The following is a 16022-nucleotide window of genomic DNA, read 5'->3' on the forward strand; positions in this document are numbered from 1 at the left end:
AATTTCAGAGGACGGCGAGTTTTTCAAACTGCCGGGTGTCGACCGCGGCTTCCTTGACGTCGAACCACGGATCGGGCTCGCCGTCGAGCGCGAACTGCAGGCGTTCCCACAGCGCCTTGCGGCCTTCGTGGTCTTCCAGAATGCGTTTCTTGACGTAGTCCAGGCCCACGCGGTTCACGTAGTGCACCGTGCGCTCCAGGTACCAGCCTTCCTGGCGGTAGAGTTCGCAGAAGGCACCGGTGTATTCGAGCACCTCGGCCGCGGTCTTGAGCTTGGTGAAGAAATGCGCGACCTCGGTCTTGATGCCGCCGTTGCCGGCCACGTACATCTCCCAGCCCGAGTCGACGCCGATGATGCCGACATCCTTGATGCCGGCTTCGGCGCAGTTGCGCGGGCAGCCGCTGACGGCGAACTTCACCTTGTGCGGCGCGTACATGCGCCACATCGCGCGCTCCAGGTCCTTGCCCATCTGCGTGCTGTCCTGCGTGCCCATGCGGCACCATTCGCTGCCCACGCAGGTCTTCACCGTGCGCAGGGCCTTGGCATAGGCGTGGCCCGAAGGCATGCCGATGTCGTTCCAGACGTTCTGCAAGTCCTCTTTCTTCACGCCCAGCAAGTCGATGCGCTGGCCGCCGGTGACCTTGACGGTCGGGATCTTGTATTTGTCGACCGCGTCGGCGATGCGGCGCAACTCGCTGGCCGTGGTCTCGCCGCCCCACATGCGCGGGATCACGCTGTAGGTGCCGTCTTTCTGGATGTTGGCGTGGCTGCGTTCGTTGATGAAGCGGCTTTGCGGGTCGTCTTTGGCCTCCTTGGGCCAACTGCTGGTGACGTAGTAATTGACGGCCGGGCGGCAGGTGGCGCAGCCGTTGGGCGTCTTCCATTCCATGAATTTGTAGACGCCGGAGATCGTGAGCAGCTTGTTGTCGCGTATCGCGTCGCGCACCGCCTGGTGGCCGTGGTCGGTGCAGGCGCACATGGCCTTGAGCTTGGGCGTGGCCGAGTAGTCGCCGCCCGCGGTGAACATCAGGATCTGCTCGACCAGGCCGGTGCAGGAGCCGCACGACGCGCTGGCCTTGGTGTGCTTGCGCACTTCGTCCAGCGTGAACAGGCCTTTTTCCTTGATGGCCTTGCAGATGGTGCCCTTGTTGACGCCGTTGCAGCCGCAGACTTCGGCTTCATCAGGCATGGAGGCGGCCTTGCTGTGGCCCTCGTGGCCGGTATCGCCGATGTTGGATTCACCGAACATCAGCTTGTCGCGTATGTCGGCCACGCTGCGGCCGTCGCGCAGCAGCTTGAAGTAATAGCTGCCGTCCACCGTGTCGCCGTAGAGGCAGGCGCCGACCAGCTTGTCGTCCTTGATGACCAGCTTTTTGTAGACGCCGCCGAAGGGGTCGCTCATCACGATTTCCTCGGTGCCGTCGCCGCCCATGAACTCGCCGGCGCTGAAAAGGTCTATGCCCGTCACCTTGAGCTTGGTGGACGTCAGCGAGCCCGAATAGCGGCCTATGCCGTACTGCGCCAGGTGGTTGGCCGCCACCTTGGCCTGCTCGAACAGCGGCGCGACCAGGCCGTAGGCGATGCCGCGGTGCGCCGCGCATTCGCCGACCGAGTAGATGCGCGCGTCGGTGACGGTCTGCATGGTGTCGTTGACGACGATGCCCTTGCTGCAGTGCAGGCGCATGGCTTCGGCCAGCTGGGTGTTGGGGCGTATGCCGACGGCCATGACCACGAGGTCGGTGGCCACCTCGGTGCCGTCCTTGAATTTGATGGACGTCACGCGGCCTTCGTCGTTGCCGGTGAGTTCTTGCGTCTGCGCGCCCATCATGAATTTCAGGCCGCGGTCTTCCAGCGACTTCTGCAGCAGCTTGCCCGCCACGTCGTCGAGCTGGCGCTCCATCAGCCAGGGCATGACGTGCACGACAGTGACTTCCATGCCGCGCAGCATCAGGCCGTTGGCCGCTTCCAGGCCCAGCAGGCCGCCGCCTATGACGACCGCCTTTTTGTATTTCTCCGAGGCTTCGATCATCGCGTTGGTGTCGGCGATGTCGCGGTAGGCGATCACGCCCTGCAACTCCTTGCCCGGCACCGGCAGGATGAAAGGGTTGGAGCCGGTGCACATCAGCAGGCGGTCATAGGCCTCTTCGGTGCCGTCTTCGGCGCGCACCACGCGTTTGATGCGGTCGACCTCCACCACCTTCTTGCCGGCGTGCAGCGTGATGTGGTTGTCGGTGTACCAGTCCCAGGAGTTCAGCACGATCTCGTCCAGCGTCTGCTCACCGGCCAGCACCGGCGACAGCAGGATGCGGTTGTAGTTGGGATGCGGCTCGGCGCCGAAGACGGTGATGTCGTACATGCCGGGCGCGATTTTGAGCAGCTCTTCGAGCGTGCGCACGCCGGCCATGCCGTTGCCGACCATCACCAGTTTTTGCTTTTCCTTGACGCGCATGTCCATGGCGGTCTCCGTTGGTTTGTCTCTGTGCCGTGCCTGATGGGTGGATCAGGCGGCTTTTTCCACATGCGCCTGGCGCGTGTAGAGGAAGTCGATCACCGCCTTGCGGTAGTGCAGGTACTGCGTGCTTTCGGCCAATTCCACCCGGCTGCGCGGCCGCGGCAACTCGATGGCCAGCACCTCGCCGATGGTGGCCGAGGGGCCGTTGGTCATCATCACGATGCGGTCGCTCAGCAGCACGGCCTCGTCCACGTCGTGCGTCACCATCACTACTGTGCTTTGCGTGGTGGCGACGATCTGCAGCAGCTCGTCCTGCAGCTTGGCGCGGGTCAGCGCGTCCAGGGCGCCGAAGGGCTCGTCGAGCAGCAGCACTTTCGGTTCCATGGACAGCGCGCGGGCGATGCCGACGCGCTGCTTCATGCCGCCCGAAATCTCGCCGGGGCGCTTTTGCGACGCGGCGGTCAGCCCGACCATGGCCAGCGCCGCATCGGTGCGGGCCTTGAGTTGCGCCTTGTTCTCGGTCGCCGCGAACACACGCTCGACGGCCAGGTAGACGTTTTCAAAGCAGGTGAGCCAGGGCAGCAGCGAATGGTTCTGGAACACCACGGCGCGCTCGGGGCCGGGCCCGCTGATTTCGCGGTTGGCGCATAGCAGCGTGCCCTGGGTGGGCGTTGTCAGGCCCGCGATCAGGTTTAGCAGCGTGGACTTGCCACAGCCCGAGTGGCCGATCAGCGCGACGAACTCGCCCCGGGCGACCGTAAGGTTGATGTCCTTCAGTGCGCAGAACGGGCCCTTCTTGGTCTTGAAGGTCTGCTCGACGCCCTGGATCTCGATGTACTTGGTGGTGAAGGATGTCATGGCTTGTTTCCCCGTGTTCAGTTTTTGACTTCTTCGAAGGTGAAGGCCGTGGCCAGCTTGATCAGGGCGAACTCCAGCAGCAGGCCGACGATGCCGATCACGAAGATCGCGATGATGATGTTCTTGACGTTGAGGTTGTTCCACTCGTCCCAGACCCAGAAGCCGATGCCGACGCCGCCGGTCAGCATCTCGGCCGCCACGATCACCAGCCAGGCGGTGCCGACGGCCAGGCGCACGCCGGTCAGCATGTAGGGCAGCACGGCGGGGAAGAGGATCTTGGTGACGATCTTCCACTCGCTGAGGTTGAGCACGCGCGCCACGTTCATGTAGTCCTGCGGCACGCGCTGCACGCCGACGGCGGTGTTGATGATCATGGGCCAGATCGAGCAAATGAAGATGGTCCAGATGGCGGCGGGGTTGGCACCCTTGAAGACCAGCAGGCCGATGGGCAGCCAGGCCAGCGGCGAGACCGGGCGCAGCAGGCTGATCAGCGGGTTGAACATGCGGCTCAAAAAGCTGAAGCGGCCTATCAGGAAGCCGACCGGAATGCCGACGACCGCCGCCAGGCCGAAGCCCATGGCCACGCGCTTGAGCGAGGACAGCACGTTCCAGCCCACGCCCTGGTCGTTGGGGCCCTTGCTGTAAAACGGGTCGCTGAAGATCTGCACCGCCTGCACAAAGGTGTCTTTGGGCGAGGGGATGCTGCCGCCCGTGCCCATGAAGACCAGTTCCCACACCAGCGCCAGCAGGCCCAGGCCCAGCAGCGGCGGCAAGACGTTCAGCCAGAGAAACGAAACGTCCCACGCCGCGCGAGCCGGCGGGGCGACGGCTGCCTGCGCCGGAGGTGAAACGGTGGTGGAGTTTGTCATGTCGTGATGGAGGACTGCTTGCAGGCTGCCGGCTTCCCGGGCCCTGAGTTGGTCGCCGCCGCGGGCCGCGGGTGCGGCCTCAAGCGGGCTGTGGAAGACGGCACTGACCATGGCGTGACCTCTTTGCGTGGGGTGGAGAATTTGGTGAACGGGGTGGGGCTGGCCGGAACAGGCCTAGGCGCGGATCTTGAAGCTGTCGGCATACTTCTTCGGGTCCTTGCCGTCCCAGACCGTGCCGTCAAACAGCTTGCTGCTGCGCATCGTGTCCTTGGGAACGCTGACTTTCATCGCACCCGCAACTTCCCTGTAGAGGTCGATCTGATTGATTTGTCTGGCCGCGCCGAGGTAGTCGGGATGGTCTTTGATCAGGCCCCAGCGTTTGTGCTGTGTCAGGAACCACATGCCGTCGGACAGGAAAGGGAAGTTGACCTGGCCGTCATCGAAGAACTTCATGTGGTTCTTGTCGTCCCACGTCTTGCCCATGCCGTTGTCGTAGCGACCGAGGATGCGCTGGTTGATCGCGTCGACGCTGGTGTTGATGTAGGATTTTTCGGCGACGGTTTCGGCCATCTTGAGCTTGTTGTTGAGGCTCGCGTCTATCCACATGCTGGCTTCGAGGATCGCCATCATCACGGCACGGCAGGTGTTGGGGTTGGCCTTGACGAACTCCGCCCGCGTGCCAAGCACTTTTTCCGGATGGTCCTTCCAGATGTCCTGGGTGGTGATCGCCGTGACGCCGATCTTGTCCATGATGGCGCGGTGGCCCCATGGCTCGCCGACGCAGAAGCCATCCATGTTGCCGACGCGCATGTTGGCGACCATTTGCGGCGGTGGTACCACGATGACCTTGGCATCGCTCACCGGGCTGATGCCGGAAGCAGCCAGCCAATAATTGAGCCACATCGTGTGGGTGCTGGTCGGGAAAGTGCCGGCGAAGGTGTATTCGCGCTTTTCCTTGGCCATCACTTTGGCCAGCGCGGGTCCGTCGACGGCGCCCTTGTCGGCAAGCGCCTTGGACAGCGTGATGGCCTGGCCGTTGCGGTTCAGGCCCATCAGCACCGCCATGTCTTTTTTAGGGCCGCCGACGCCAAGGTGCACACCGTAGACCAGGCCGTAAAGCACGTGCGACATGTCGAGTTCGCCATTGACGAGCTTGTCGCGCACACCGGCCCAGCTGGCTTCCTTGCTGGGGATGATTTTCACGCCGTACTTTTTGTCAAAACCCAGCACCGAGGCCATGACAACCGAAGCGCAATCAGTCAGCGGAATGAAGCCAATCTTCACTTCCTTCTTTTCCGGCGCATCCGAGCCCGCGGCCCAGGCCCCGCCGGGAAGCATGCCGGTGAACAGCGCGGCGCTGCCGGCAGCGCCGGCTTTTTTGATGAAATCGCGGCGGGCGGGTTTGAAGGGGCCGTAAGACTGCTGCGTCATGCTGAACTCCTGGTGGCAATAAAAAGAGGAAGAGAAGAAAAACACGCTGGAAAAACAAAAACGGCGTCCACCTTTCACCTGCACGAAGCGGGTAAGAGATGGACGCCGTTGTCCGGGACAAGCCTCGAAAGGCTTGCTGTCGAGCCGTCTTTGGCTCAACTTGGGAATGCTTCAAGCAGAAAGCGTGCCAGCAGATTTTGGCGTTGGTTGTTGCGGAGTTTTCCCTTTAAAAACAAGGACCTGGGCCGAAGAGGGCGTGGAGCAGGGTGGGTTGGAGTGCGCCCATCGTGGTGCGCAGCAAGGCCCCAGGCACGGGATTTGTGCAGCGCAGCAGATTGGCGGGCGCGGCGCGGGGCCGCGAAGCGGGGGTTAAAGATAGTCGGCCATCGCCAGCACGGACTCGGCCACGTCCAGCAGCCGGCGGTTCTGGCTCATCGCCGTTTGCCGCAGCATCTTGTAGGCGTCGTCTTCGCTGAGCTTGCGCGTGGCCATCAGCAGTCCTTTGGCGCGCTCCACCACCTTGCGCTCGTTGAGCGCGGCGCGCGCGGTTTCGAGTTCATCGCTCATGACCTGCAGGCGATGCGCCTGTTCCTGCACCAGGCCGAGGATGGAACGCTCCAGCTGCGGGCCATAGTGCGCGGGCGCGTGCGGGCCGGCATCGGCCTGGCGCGAGAGTTCGTCCAGGATGGCTTTCTGGTCGCGCAGCTCGGCATGCGCCTGGGCGATCTTGCGTTCGCACAGGCCGCGCAGGTTGGCCGCCAGCAGGTCCTCCACCGTTTTCATGGCGTCTATGCGCTGCGTGCAGCAGTCAAACCAGGTCTGGCTCAGGTTGGGGTCCAGCCGGCCGCCGGCGTTCGGGGCGCAACCGGTGCGGCGCAGGCGTTCCAGTTCGGCCATGGATTCGGCGAGTTGGGCGACGTTCCAGGCATTCAGCACGGCCGGCTCCGCGAACTCGGTGAACACCTCGAAGCAGCGTTCCTGCGATTCGATCAGGTGCAGCCACTGCTGCTGGCGCGCTGCGTCGGTGTGGCCGGATACGAAGGTGGCCGCGCCGCAGGCACGTTCCTGCCCCGCGAACTCCTTGCCCTGCATGAAATTGAACATGGCCACCAGAGCGCGGGAAATCTCGGGGTCGGTGGCGCTGTCGGCCGCTTCAAAAACAACCACCAGCAGGCCTGCGATCAGCCGTACGAAGGCCGTCGTGGACTCGTCGGGCGTGGTCGCCTGGGCAGCTACGCGCTGGCGCAGGGCGGGCAGGGCGTCCAGCGCGTGCAGCACAAAGGCAATGCGGCTGAAGAGGCGGGCGCCGTTGCGCACGCGGCTGGGGGCGGTGTCCAGCGCGTCGAAGTGGTCGCGCACAAATTGCTGGACGCGTTCGCATTCGGCCACTTGCTGCAGGCGCTGCTCGGCAAAGCGCGTGCCCTGCGAGCCGAGAAACACGTTGGAAATGCCGCGCTCTTTTTGCAGCGCATGGATCAGGCGGCCTATGGCATTGACCAGCTCGCTGGTGAGCGCAAGCTGTTCAAGTTCGCCGATTTCACATTGGCGCGCGGCGACGAGGAAACTGAGTCCGGACTTCATCATGGGGGGTGTTTTTTGGAGGAGCAGCAACATCCGTGCCGCAAGACCCTGCAAGACCCCGCAAGGGGCTGGGCCCGCGGGGACACTTTACACTTGCCCGCATGCTGGTATTGGGAATCGAGTCTTCTTGCGATGAAACGGGCGTGGCGCTGGCGCGCGCCGAGGGCAGCGGCGTGCCGCGCCTGCTGTCGCATGCGCTGTTCAGCCAGATCGACATGCACCAGGCCTATGGCGGCGTGGTGCCGGAACTGGCCAGCCGCGACCACATCCGCCGCGTGCTGCCGCTGACGCACCAGGTGATGGCCGAGGCGAGCAGCAGCCTGGCGCAGGTCGACGTGGTGGCCTACACGCGCGGGCCCGGCCTGGCGGGTGCGCTGCTGGTGGGCGCGGGCGTGGCCTGCTCGCTGGCCGCCGCGCTGGGCAAGCCGGCCATGGGTGTGCACCATCTGGAGGGCCATCTGCTGTCGCCCTTCCTGAGCGCCGACCCGCCTGAATTTCCGTTTGTGGCCTTGCTGGTATCCGGCGGCCACACACAGCTGATGCGGGTGGACCGCGTGGGCAGCTACGAGCTGCTCGGTGAAACCATTGACGATGCGGCCGGCGAGGCTTTTGACAAGTCGGCCAAGCTCATGGGCCTGCCTTACCCAGGCGGCCCGCATTTGTCGAAATTGGCGGAAGGGGGCGACAGCGCCGCCTTCAAATTGCCGCGGCCCTTGTTGCACAGCGGCGACCTGGATTTTTCCTTTGCCGGGCTCAAGACCGCGGTGCTCACGCAGGCCAAAAAACTGGGCGCTGAGTTGGACGGCCGCAAGGCCGACCTGGCGGCGTCCACGCAGGCGGCGATTGTCGAGGTGCTGGTGAAAAAATCACTGGCCGCCATGGCGCAAACCGGGCTCAAACGCCTGGTGGTGGCCGGCGGCGTGGGCGCGAATTCCTTGCTGCGCACCCAGCTCAATGCGGTGTGCAAACAGCGCGGCATCCGCGTGCATTACCCCGAGCTGCATTTATGCACCGACAACGGGGCCATGATTGCCCTGGCTGCGGCGATGCGACTACAGGCGGGGCTGGAAACGCCGCAGCGCGGCTACACCTTTGACGTGAAACCGCGCTGGAACCTGGCGGAGTTGCAGGCGGAGCCGGCCTGAGCCGTGCCGCCCGCAACCCGGGGTGCTTCGATTACTGGATATTCAGAGTCGTCACGTTGCTGACGGGGAATTTTTTACCCAGCGTCAGGGTCAGCACGCCGTTTTCGAGTTTGGCCGAGCTGTTGGCCGTGTCGATTTCCAGCGGGAAGCGCCATGCGGCCTTGACCTTGCGGGCTGCGTCTTCCTTGCTGGAAACGCGGACCACGTCGCCTTCGATGCCGATGTCCAGCTGTTCGCGGGCCAGGCCCGGAACGTCGAGTTGCAGGGTGTAGGCCTTTTCAAGGTCTTCCACGCTGGCGGCCTTGGCGGCGCCGGTGTCGGAGAGCGAAGAGAAGGTGTCGTTGAGGAATTTTTCCAGTGCGCCGTTGCTCACGACGGGCGCATAGTGGCGATGAAAAGCGCGGGTGGGGCGGTTGGCGAGAGAGTAAAACATGTCGATTCCTTGATGGGTTAACAAGGGGCGTTTTCCCCTTACACTGCGCGGCGCTCACCGTGATTGCCGCATGCTCACCAGTTAGGTGTGCAGCCGGTTTATTCAAGCCAGAACAAGCAAAAGGCAAGGGTCTATTTTTTTATGCGAAAACACTTGAAACGCCTGTTCATGGCCCTATGTCTTGGCGCCTCGCTGGCCGCCACGGCGCAGACCGCGAGCCCGCCGCCAGTACGCATCGCGCTGATCGAAAGCCTGTCGGGCGCCTTCGCCAATACCGGTGAAGCGGTGTTCCGCAATCTCGTCTGGGCGACGGAGCGTGTCAACGCGCGCGGCGGTGTGACGCTCGCCGGCGGGGCGCGCAAGCTGCTCGTCGAGCGCTATGACAACAAGGGCCAGAACGAAGAAGCGCTGGCCGCCTTGCGTTCGGCCATCGACGACGGCGTGACCATCGTCGCGCAGGGCAATTCATCCGCGATCGCGGCAGTGCTCATAGACGCCATCAACAAGCACAACGAGCGCGAGCCCAACAAGCGCGTGATCTTCCTGAACTACTCGGCGGTCGACCCCATCCTGACCAACGAAAAATGCAGCTACTGGCACTTCCGTTTTGACGCGCATGCCGATATGCGCATGGCCGCGCTGATGGACGTGCTCAAGGACGACAAGGCGCTCAAAAGCATTTACCTGTTCGGCCAGGACTACAGCTTCGGCCAGGCGGTGCTGCGCGAGGCGCGCAGGCAGCTGGGCGTGCAGCGCCCCGACATGCAGATCGTCGGCGACGAACTGCACGCGCTGGGCCGCGTCAAGGATTTCATTCCCTACGCCGCGAAGATCAAGGCCAGCGGCGCGCAGGCGGTACTCACGGGCAACTGGGGCAACGACCTGACCTTGCTGATCAAGGCGGCCAAGGAAGTCGGCTACGAGGGCAAGTTCTACACCTTCTACGGCAATGCGCTGGGCGTGCCGGGCGCGTTGGGCGACGCCGGCGTGGGCAAGGTGGTCGCGGTGGCCGACTGGTTCCCCAACGAGCCGGGCGCGCAGTCAGAGGCGTTTTACCAGTCCTTCCGCCAGCGCTTTCCCAAGCCGCAGGACGACTATGTGCACATGCGCATGCAGCTCATGGTTGAGGCACTGGCCCAAAGCATTGACAAGGCAGGCAGCGCCGAGGCCGGCGCGGTCGCGGCGCAGCTCGAGCGCAGCACCGTGACCTTCGCGGGCCATCAAGGCACGATGCGCGCGGTCGACCACCAGTTCCAGCAGCCGCTGCTGGTGGCGTTGATGGGTAAGCAAGGCTCGCCGGGCGTGAAGTTCGACGTGGAAGGCTCGGGCTACGGCTTTCGCGTGATCAAGACGATTTCGCCTGAACGCGCCGAGCAGCCCAGCAGCTGCAAGATGGCCAGGCCCTGAGCTTTCCTTCCCCCTTTTTTTGACTGACGCCGGCAGGCAGATCGACATACTCCCATGAGACAGGCCGTTTTAAACCTTGAAGAATCCATGATCCGCCAGGTCGCGAATGCGGGCATGGGGCGCAGCGACGTGCTCAAGTTCTGGTTTGGCGAGAGTGACGAGGTCACGCCGGCTTTTGTCCGCGACGCGGCGGCTGCTTCCCTGCAACAGGGTGAGACCTTTTATGCCCACAACCTGGGCCTGCCCGAGTTGCGCGAAGCCATCGCCGCTTACGCCACGGGCCTGCGCTGCCCCGGCGCTGCGCCCATCACGGCCGAACGCATCGCGGTGACCTCGGGCGGCGTCAACGCGCTGATGCTGGCCGTGCAGGCGCTGGTCGATGCGGGCGACGAAGTCGTGGCCGTGACGCCGGTCTGGCCCAACCTGACGGCCCAGCCGGCCATCATGGGCGCGCACGTGAAGTGCGTCAGCCTCAAGCCGGTGGCGGGTGAGTGGCGGCTCGACGTGGCCGAGTTGCTGGCCGCCATCACACCGGCGACCAAGCTGCTGATCGTCAATGCGCCCAACAACCCCACGGGCTGGACCCTGGCGCGCGCTGAGCAGGAGGCCATCCTGGCGCATTGCCGCCAAACCGGCACCTGGATCCTGGCCGACGAGGTCTACGAGCGGCTGTATTACGAGCCCACGCCCAACGGCTGCGCGCCGAGTTTCCTGGACATCGCGGCGCCGGAAGACCGGCTGGTGGTGGTTCACAGCTTTTCCAAGAGCTTTTTGATGACCGGCTGGCGCCTGGGCTGGCTGGTGATGCCGGCCAGCATGACGCCGCACATGGGCAAGCTGGTGGAATTCAACACTTCCTGCGCGCCGGTGTTCGTGCAGCGGGCCGGGTTGGTGGCGATTGAGCGCACGGCCGACATCACGCCCCGAGTGGTCGCCCACCTCAAAACCTGCCGTGACACCCTGGTTCCGCTGCTGCAGGCTGTGCCGGGCGTGCAACTGGCGCCGGCCAAAGGCGGCATGTACGCCTTTTTCAGGCTGGAAGACCAAGCGCGCTTCGGCGACTCGCTGGAGACGGCCAAACGCCTGGTCGTGGAGGCCGGGCTGGGCCTGGCGCCCGGCAACGCCTTCATGGTCGACCCGGGGCCGGAGGCCCAGGGTTGGCTGCGCTGGTGTTTTGCCAGCCAGGACCTTGACCGGCTGGGGCAGGGGGTGGGCCGCCTCAGGACTTGGCTTGGGCTATAATCCAAGGCTCTGCGCAGGTCGAGGCCTTTTTTGGGGCTTTTGCCTGCCGGAACACGACGAAAGCGGTTTATTCACTCCCATGTCGGGAGCGCTGCTTCGCTCGCAAGCGCACCTCGGTGCAAGAAAGAGAAAACATGATTGCAAAATCGATCAAGGCCGAAATCGTTCAGGCCAACGCACGCGCCGCCGGCGATACCGGCAGCCCTGAAGTTCAAGTGGCGCTGCTGACCGGCCGCATCAACGAACTGACCCCCCATTTCAAAGCCAACGCCAAGGATCACCACGGCCGCCGCGGTCTGCTGCGCATGGTGAGCCGCCGCCGCAAGCTGCTGGACTACCTGAAGTCCAAAGATGCCGAACGTTACACCGCGCTGATCGCCAAGCTTGGCCTGCGCAAGTAATCGGTAACAACGATTTGAAAGCGCCTGAGTTAGTTCACTAGCTCAGGCGCTTTTTACTTCGGAGCAAGGCAAAACGAACACGCGCTGTGTCATTCCACAAGAAAAGCCCCTGGTCAGCCCGCTGATTTCAGGCATTTTGTGGAATGGCATCGTGTTCAGCCAGCCCCCGCTCCGGGCCTCCCGCGCTGCCTCAAGCGCGTGAATTTAGTGGAGATAAGAACATGAGCATTTTCAACAAAGTCACCAAATCATTCCAATGGGGCCAGCACAAGGTCACGATGGAAACCGGCGAAATCGCGCGCCAGTCCGGCGGCGCCGTCGTCGTTGACATGGACGGCACCGTGGTGCTGGCCACCGTGGTCGCCAAGACCGACGCCAAGCCCGGCCAGGACTTCTTCCCCCTGACCGTCGACTACCTCGAAAAAACCTACGCCGCCGGCCGCATCCCCGGCAGCTTCTTCAAGCGCGAAGGCCGCCCCAGCGAATTCGAAACGCTGACCTCCCGCCTGATTGACCGCCCGATCCGCCCGCTGTTCCCCGAAGGCTTCTTCAACGAAGTGCAGGTCGTGATCCACGTGCTGTCGCTGAACCCTGAAGTCGAAGGCGACATTCCCGCGCTGATCGCTTCGAGCGCCGCGCTGTCGATTTCCGGCATCCCGTTCAACGGCCCCATCGGAGCCGCGCGCGTGGCCTACATCGACGGCCAGTACGTGCTTAACCCCGGCAAGACCCAGCTCAAGGAATCGAAGATGGACCTCGTCGTGGCCGGCACCGAAGCCGCCGTGCTGATGGTCGAGTCCGAAGCCCAGCAGCTGTCCGAAGAAATCATGCTCGGCGCCGTGGTGTTCGGCCATGAGCAGGGCAACATCGCCATCAGCGCGATCCACGAACTCGTGCGCGACGCCGGCAAGCCGGTCTGGGACTGGCGTGCTCCTCCCAAGGACGAAGTGCTGATCGCCAAGGTCGGCGCGCTGGCCGAAGAAAAGCTGCGCGCTGCCTACCAGATCCGCAACAAGCAGGCCCGTACCCACGCCACGCGCGAAGTGACCACCTGGACCAAAACGGGCCTGAAGGCCGAAGGTGTTGAATTCGACAGCGTGGCCGTCGACGGCATGCTGTTCGACATCGAAGCCAAGATCGTCCGCAGCCAGATCCTGGCCGGCGAACCCCGCATCGACGGCCGTGACACGCGCACCGTTCGCGCCATTGAAATCCGCAACAGCGTACTGCCGCGCACCCACGGCTCGGCCCTGTTCACGCGCGGCGAAACCCAGGCGCTGGTCGTGACCACGCTGGGCACCGAGCGCGACGCGCAGCGCATCGACGCGCTGTCCGGCGACTACGAAGACCGCTTCATGCTGCACTACAACATGCCTCCGTTCGCCACCGGCGAAACCGGCCGTGTCGGCAGCCCGAAACGCCGCGAAATCGGCCACGGCCGCCTGGCCAAGCGCGCGCTGATCGCCGTGCTGCCTTCCAAGGAAGAATTCCCGTACACCATGCGCGTGGTGTCCGAAATCACCGAATCCAACGGCTCCTCGTCGATGGCTTCGGTCTGCGGCGGCTGCCTGTCGCTGATGGACGCCGGCGTGCCGATGAAAGCCCACGTGGCCGGCATCGCCATGGGCCTGATCAAGGAAGACAACCGCTTTGCCGTGCTGACCGACATCCTGGGCGATGAAGATCACCTGGGCGACATGGACTTCAAGGTCGCCGGTACCACCTTCGGTATCACCGCGCTGCAGATGGACATCAAGATCCAGGGCATCACCAAGGAAATCATGCAGGTCGCGCTGGCCCAGGCCAAGGAAGCCCGCATGCACATCCTGGGCAAGATGCAGGAAGCCATGGGCGAGGCCAAGGCCGAAGTGTCCGACTTCGCACCGCGCCTCTACGTCATGAAGATCAACCCCGAGAAGATCCGCGACGTGATCGGCAAGGGCGGCGCCGTCATCCGCGCGCTGACCGAAGAAACCGGCACGCAGATCAACATCGAGGAAGACGGCACCATCACCATCGCCTCGAACGACAGCGCCAAGGCCGACGAGGCGAAGCGCCGCATCGCCGAGATCACCGCTGAAGTCGAAATCGGCAAGGTCTACGAAGGCCCGGTCACCAAGATCCTGGACTTCGGCGCGCTGATCAACCTGCTGCCCGGCAAGGACGGCCTGCTGCACATCAGCCAGATCGCCCACGAGCGCGTCGAAAAAGTTACCGACTACCTGAGCGAAGGCCAGATCGTCAAGGTCAAGGTTCTCGAGACCGACGAAAAAGGCCGCGTCAAGCTGTCGATGAAGGCCTTGCTGGACCGTCCGGCCCAGGACCAGGACCGCGGCTGATCCGTCTTGCGACGGATTTTGCAGCCGCCTGGCGCCCGTGCATCGGGCGCCGGCGGCGCAAATGAACTGCATACGCCATGAAAGCTGTTGAAATTACCTCCTACGGCGCGCCCGAGGTGTTGCGTCTGGGCGCGCGTCCGGCACCCGTCGAAGGACCCGGCGAGGTGGTGATCCGCGTGAGCGCCAGCGGCGTGAACCGCCCCGACGTGTTGCAACGCATGGGCAACTACCCTGTGCCGCCGGGTGCGTCCGACATTCCGGGTCTGGAAGTCGCCGGCGTGATCGTCTCGGGTGATTCCAAGGCCATGGCCGCGGCCGGCCTCAAGCTCGGTGACCGCGTCTGTGCGCTGGTGGCCGGCGGGGGTTATGCCGAGCTGTGCGTCGCGCCCGTGGGCCAGTGCCTGCCGGTGCCTGAGGGTCTCAGCGACATCGAAGCTGCTTCGCTGCCCGAGACCTTCTTCACGGTCTGGAGCAATGTGTTCGAGCGGGCTCGTTTGCAGCCGGGTGAAACCCTGCTGATCCAGGGTGGCTCCAGCGGCATAGGCGTCACGGCCATCCAGATCGCCAGGGCCATGGGCGCCACGGTGCTGGTCACGGCCGGCAGTGACGACAAATGCGCGGCCTGTGTGGCCCTCGGTGCCGACCACGCCATCAACTACAAGGCCAGCGACTTTGCCGAAGAGGTGAAAAAACTGACCGGCGGGCAGGGCGTCAACGTCATTTTGGACATGGTCGCCGGCAGCTATGTGGCGCGTGAAATCGAGTGCCTGGCCGAAGACGGCCGGCTCGTCATCATCGCGGTGCAGGGCGGCATCAAGGCTGAGATCAATGCAGGCCTGGTGTTACGCAGGCGGTTGACCATCACCGGCTCGACCTTGCGTCCGCGTTCCATCGAGTTCAAAGCGGCAATTGCGAAAGCGCTCAGGGAAAAAGTCTGGCCGCTGCTTTCGGCCGGCAAGATCAAGCCCGTGATTCACAACACCTTCGCCGCGGCCGATGCGGCCAAGGCCCATGCGCTGATGGAGTCGAATTCACACATCGGCAAAATTGTTTTGACCTGGTGAGCCAAAGATGAAAAAACTCATTGCGGGAAACTGGAAGATGAACGGCGGCCTGGCGGCCAACGCGGCCCTGCTGGACGCGCTGGCGCAAGGCCTGGCCTCCGCGCCTGCCGCGTGCGAAGTGGCTGTTTGTGTTCCCGCGCCTTATCTCGCGCAGGTGCAGGCAATGCGTTCGGCGCAGGCCGGCCTGGCTGCTGTGGAACTGGGCGCGCAGGACGTCTCGGCGCATGCCTCGGGTGCTTACACCGGTGAGGTGAGCGCCGCCATGCTCAAGGATTTTGCCTGCCGCTTCGCCATCGTCGGCCATTCGGAACGCCGCCAGTACCATGGCGAAACCGATCAGCTGGTGGCCGACAAAGCCAAGGCCGCGCTGGCATCGGGCATCACGCCCATCGTCTGCGTGGGCGAGACGCTGGCCGAGCGCGAAGCGGGCCACACCGAGGAGGTCGTCAAGCGCCAACTGGCTGCAGTGATCCATACGAATGGCCACTGCATCAGCGAAATCGTCGTGGCCTATGAACCCGTGTGGGCCATAGGCACCGGCAAGACGGCGTCGCCCGAAGAAGCCCAGGCGGTGCATGCGGTATTGCGTGCGCAGTTGAAGGCGGCCACGGACCAGTTTGCGCGTGTGAAAATCCTGTATGGCGGCAGCATGAACGCGGCCAACGCGGCAACGCTGCTGGCCCAGCCCGACATCGACGGCGGCCTGATTGGCGGCGCCTCGCTCAAAGCCCCCGATTTTTTGACCATCATTGCTGCAGCCCGTCAATGACGAGCGCAGAACGCTATTAATTTAGGAGTAG

Annotated in this window: 13 protein-coding genes; 7 read left to right on the forward strand and 6 right to left on the reverse strand. The window is 63.9% G+C overall.

Going from position 1 to position 16022, the window contains the following annotated elements:
- Positions 1 to 4 precede the first annotated feature (4 nt).
- The 5 genes from nirB to ACLV8F_RS17205 form a co-directional block, all read right to left on the reverse strand.
- Positions 5 to 2455 (reverse strand): nitrite reductase large subunit NirB, encoded by a 2451-nt coding sequence (gene nirB / locus ACLV8F_RS17185; protein ID WP_411885423.1) that lies wholly within the window; start codon positions 2453 to 2455, stop codon positions 5 to 7.
- A 45-nt stretch (positions 2456 to 2500) separates the two neighbouring features.
- On the reverse strand, positions 2501 to 3310 hold the full coding sequence (locus tag ACLV8F_RS17190) for an ABC transporter ATP-binding protein (RefSeq protein ID WP_411885424.1): 810 nt from the start codon (positions 3308 to 3310) through the stop codon (positions 2501 to 2503).
- A gap of 17 nt (positions 3311 to 3327) precedes the next feature.
- Entirely contained in the window at positions 3328 to 4290 is a 963-nt protein-coding gene (ntrB, locus tag ACLV8F_RS17195; RefSeq protein WP_411885425.1) for a nitrate ABC transporter permease, read from the reverse strand.
- 63 nt (positions 4291 to 4353) lie between these two features.
- Entirely contained in the window at positions 4354 to 5610 is a 1257-nt protein-coding gene (locus ACLV8F_RS17200) for an ABC transporter substrate-binding protein (protein WP_411885426.1), read from the reverse strand.
- Positions 5611 to 5979: 369 nt separating this feature from the next.
- Complete coding sequence (locus tag ACLV8F_RS17205; RefSeq protein WP_411885450.1) at positions 5980 to 7191, reverse strand: nitrate- and nitrite sensing domain-containing protein; 1212 nt, start codon at positions 7189 to 7191, stop codon at positions 5980 to 5982.
- A gap of 101 nt (positions 7192 to 7292) precedes the next feature.
- Here ACLV8F_RS17205 and tsaD point away from each other — a divergent pair, with 101 nt between their 5' ends.
- Positions 7293 to 8336: a tRNA (adenosine(37)-N6)-threonylcarbamoyltransferase complex transferase subunit TsaD gene (tsaD, locus tag ACLV8F_RS17210; RefSeq protein WP_411885427.1), complete on the forward strand. Its 1044-nt coding sequence runs from the start codon at positions 7293 to 7295 to the stop codon at positions 8334 to 8336.
- A 31-nt stretch (positions 8337 to 8367) separates the two neighbouring features.
- Here tsaD and ACLV8F_RS17215 read toward each other — a convergent pair whose 3' ends face one another.
- Entirely contained in the window at positions 8368 to 8769 is a 402-nt protein-coding gene (locus tag ACLV8F_RS17215) for an Hsp20/alpha crystallin family protein (protein WP_411885428.1), read from the reverse strand.
- Between the two features lie 141 nt (positions 8770 to 8910).
- On the opposite strand from ACLV8F_RS17215, the gene ACLV8F_RS17220 reads away from it, so the two are divergent.
- The 6 genes from ACLV8F_RS17220 (at position 8911) to tpiA (ending at position 15991) form a co-directional block, all read left to right on the forward strand.
- Positions 8911 to 10176, forward strand: a complete 1266-nt coding sequence (locus ACLV8F_RS17220) for a branched-chain amino acid ABC transporter substrate-binding protein (RefSeq protein WP_411885429.1) — start codon at positions 8911 to 8913, stop codon at positions 10174 to 10176.
- A 54-nt stretch (positions 10177 to 10230) separates the two neighbouring features.
- Positions 10231 to 11418 carry a pyridoxal phosphate-dependent aminotransferase gene (locus ACLV8F_RS17225; protein ID WP_411885430.1) on the forward strand — a complete coding sequence of 396 codons (1188 nt, stop codon included), beginning with the start codon at positions 10231 to 10233 and terminating at the stop codon, positions 11416 to 11418.
- A 134-nt stretch (positions 11419 to 11552) separates the two neighbouring features.
- Positions 11553 to 11819, forward strand: coding sequence for a 30S ribosomal protein S15 (rpsO, locus tag ACLV8F_RS17230; protein ID WP_348046953.1), 267 nt, complete (start codon positions 11553 to 11555; stop codon positions 11817 to 11819).
- Positions 11820 to 12040: 221 nt separating this feature from the next.
- Entirely contained in the window at positions 12041 to 14158 is a 2118-nt protein-coding gene (gene pnp, locus ACLV8F_RS17235) for a polyribonucleotide nucleotidyltransferase (protein WP_411885431.1), read from the forward strand.
- A gap of 77 nt (positions 14159 to 14235) precedes the next feature.
- Positions 14236 to 15222: an NAD(P)H-quinone oxidoreductase gene (locus ACLV8F_RS17240; protein ID WP_411885432.1), complete on the forward strand. Its 987-nt coding sequence runs from the start codon at positions 14236 to 14238 to the stop codon at positions 15220 to 15222.
- Positions 15223 to 15229: 7 nt separating this feature from the next.
- Entirely contained in the window at positions 15230 to 15991 is a 762-nt protein-coding gene (tpiA, locus tag ACLV8F_RS17245) for a triose-phosphate isomerase (RefSeq protein WP_411885433.1), read from the forward strand.
- Positions 15992 to 16022 lie beyond the last annotated feature (31 nt).

Source organism: Polaromonas sp. YR568, from assembly GCF_943369675.1.
GTDB lineage: Bacteria > Pseudomonadota > Gammaproteobacteria > Burkholderiales > Burkholderiaceae_C > Polaromonas.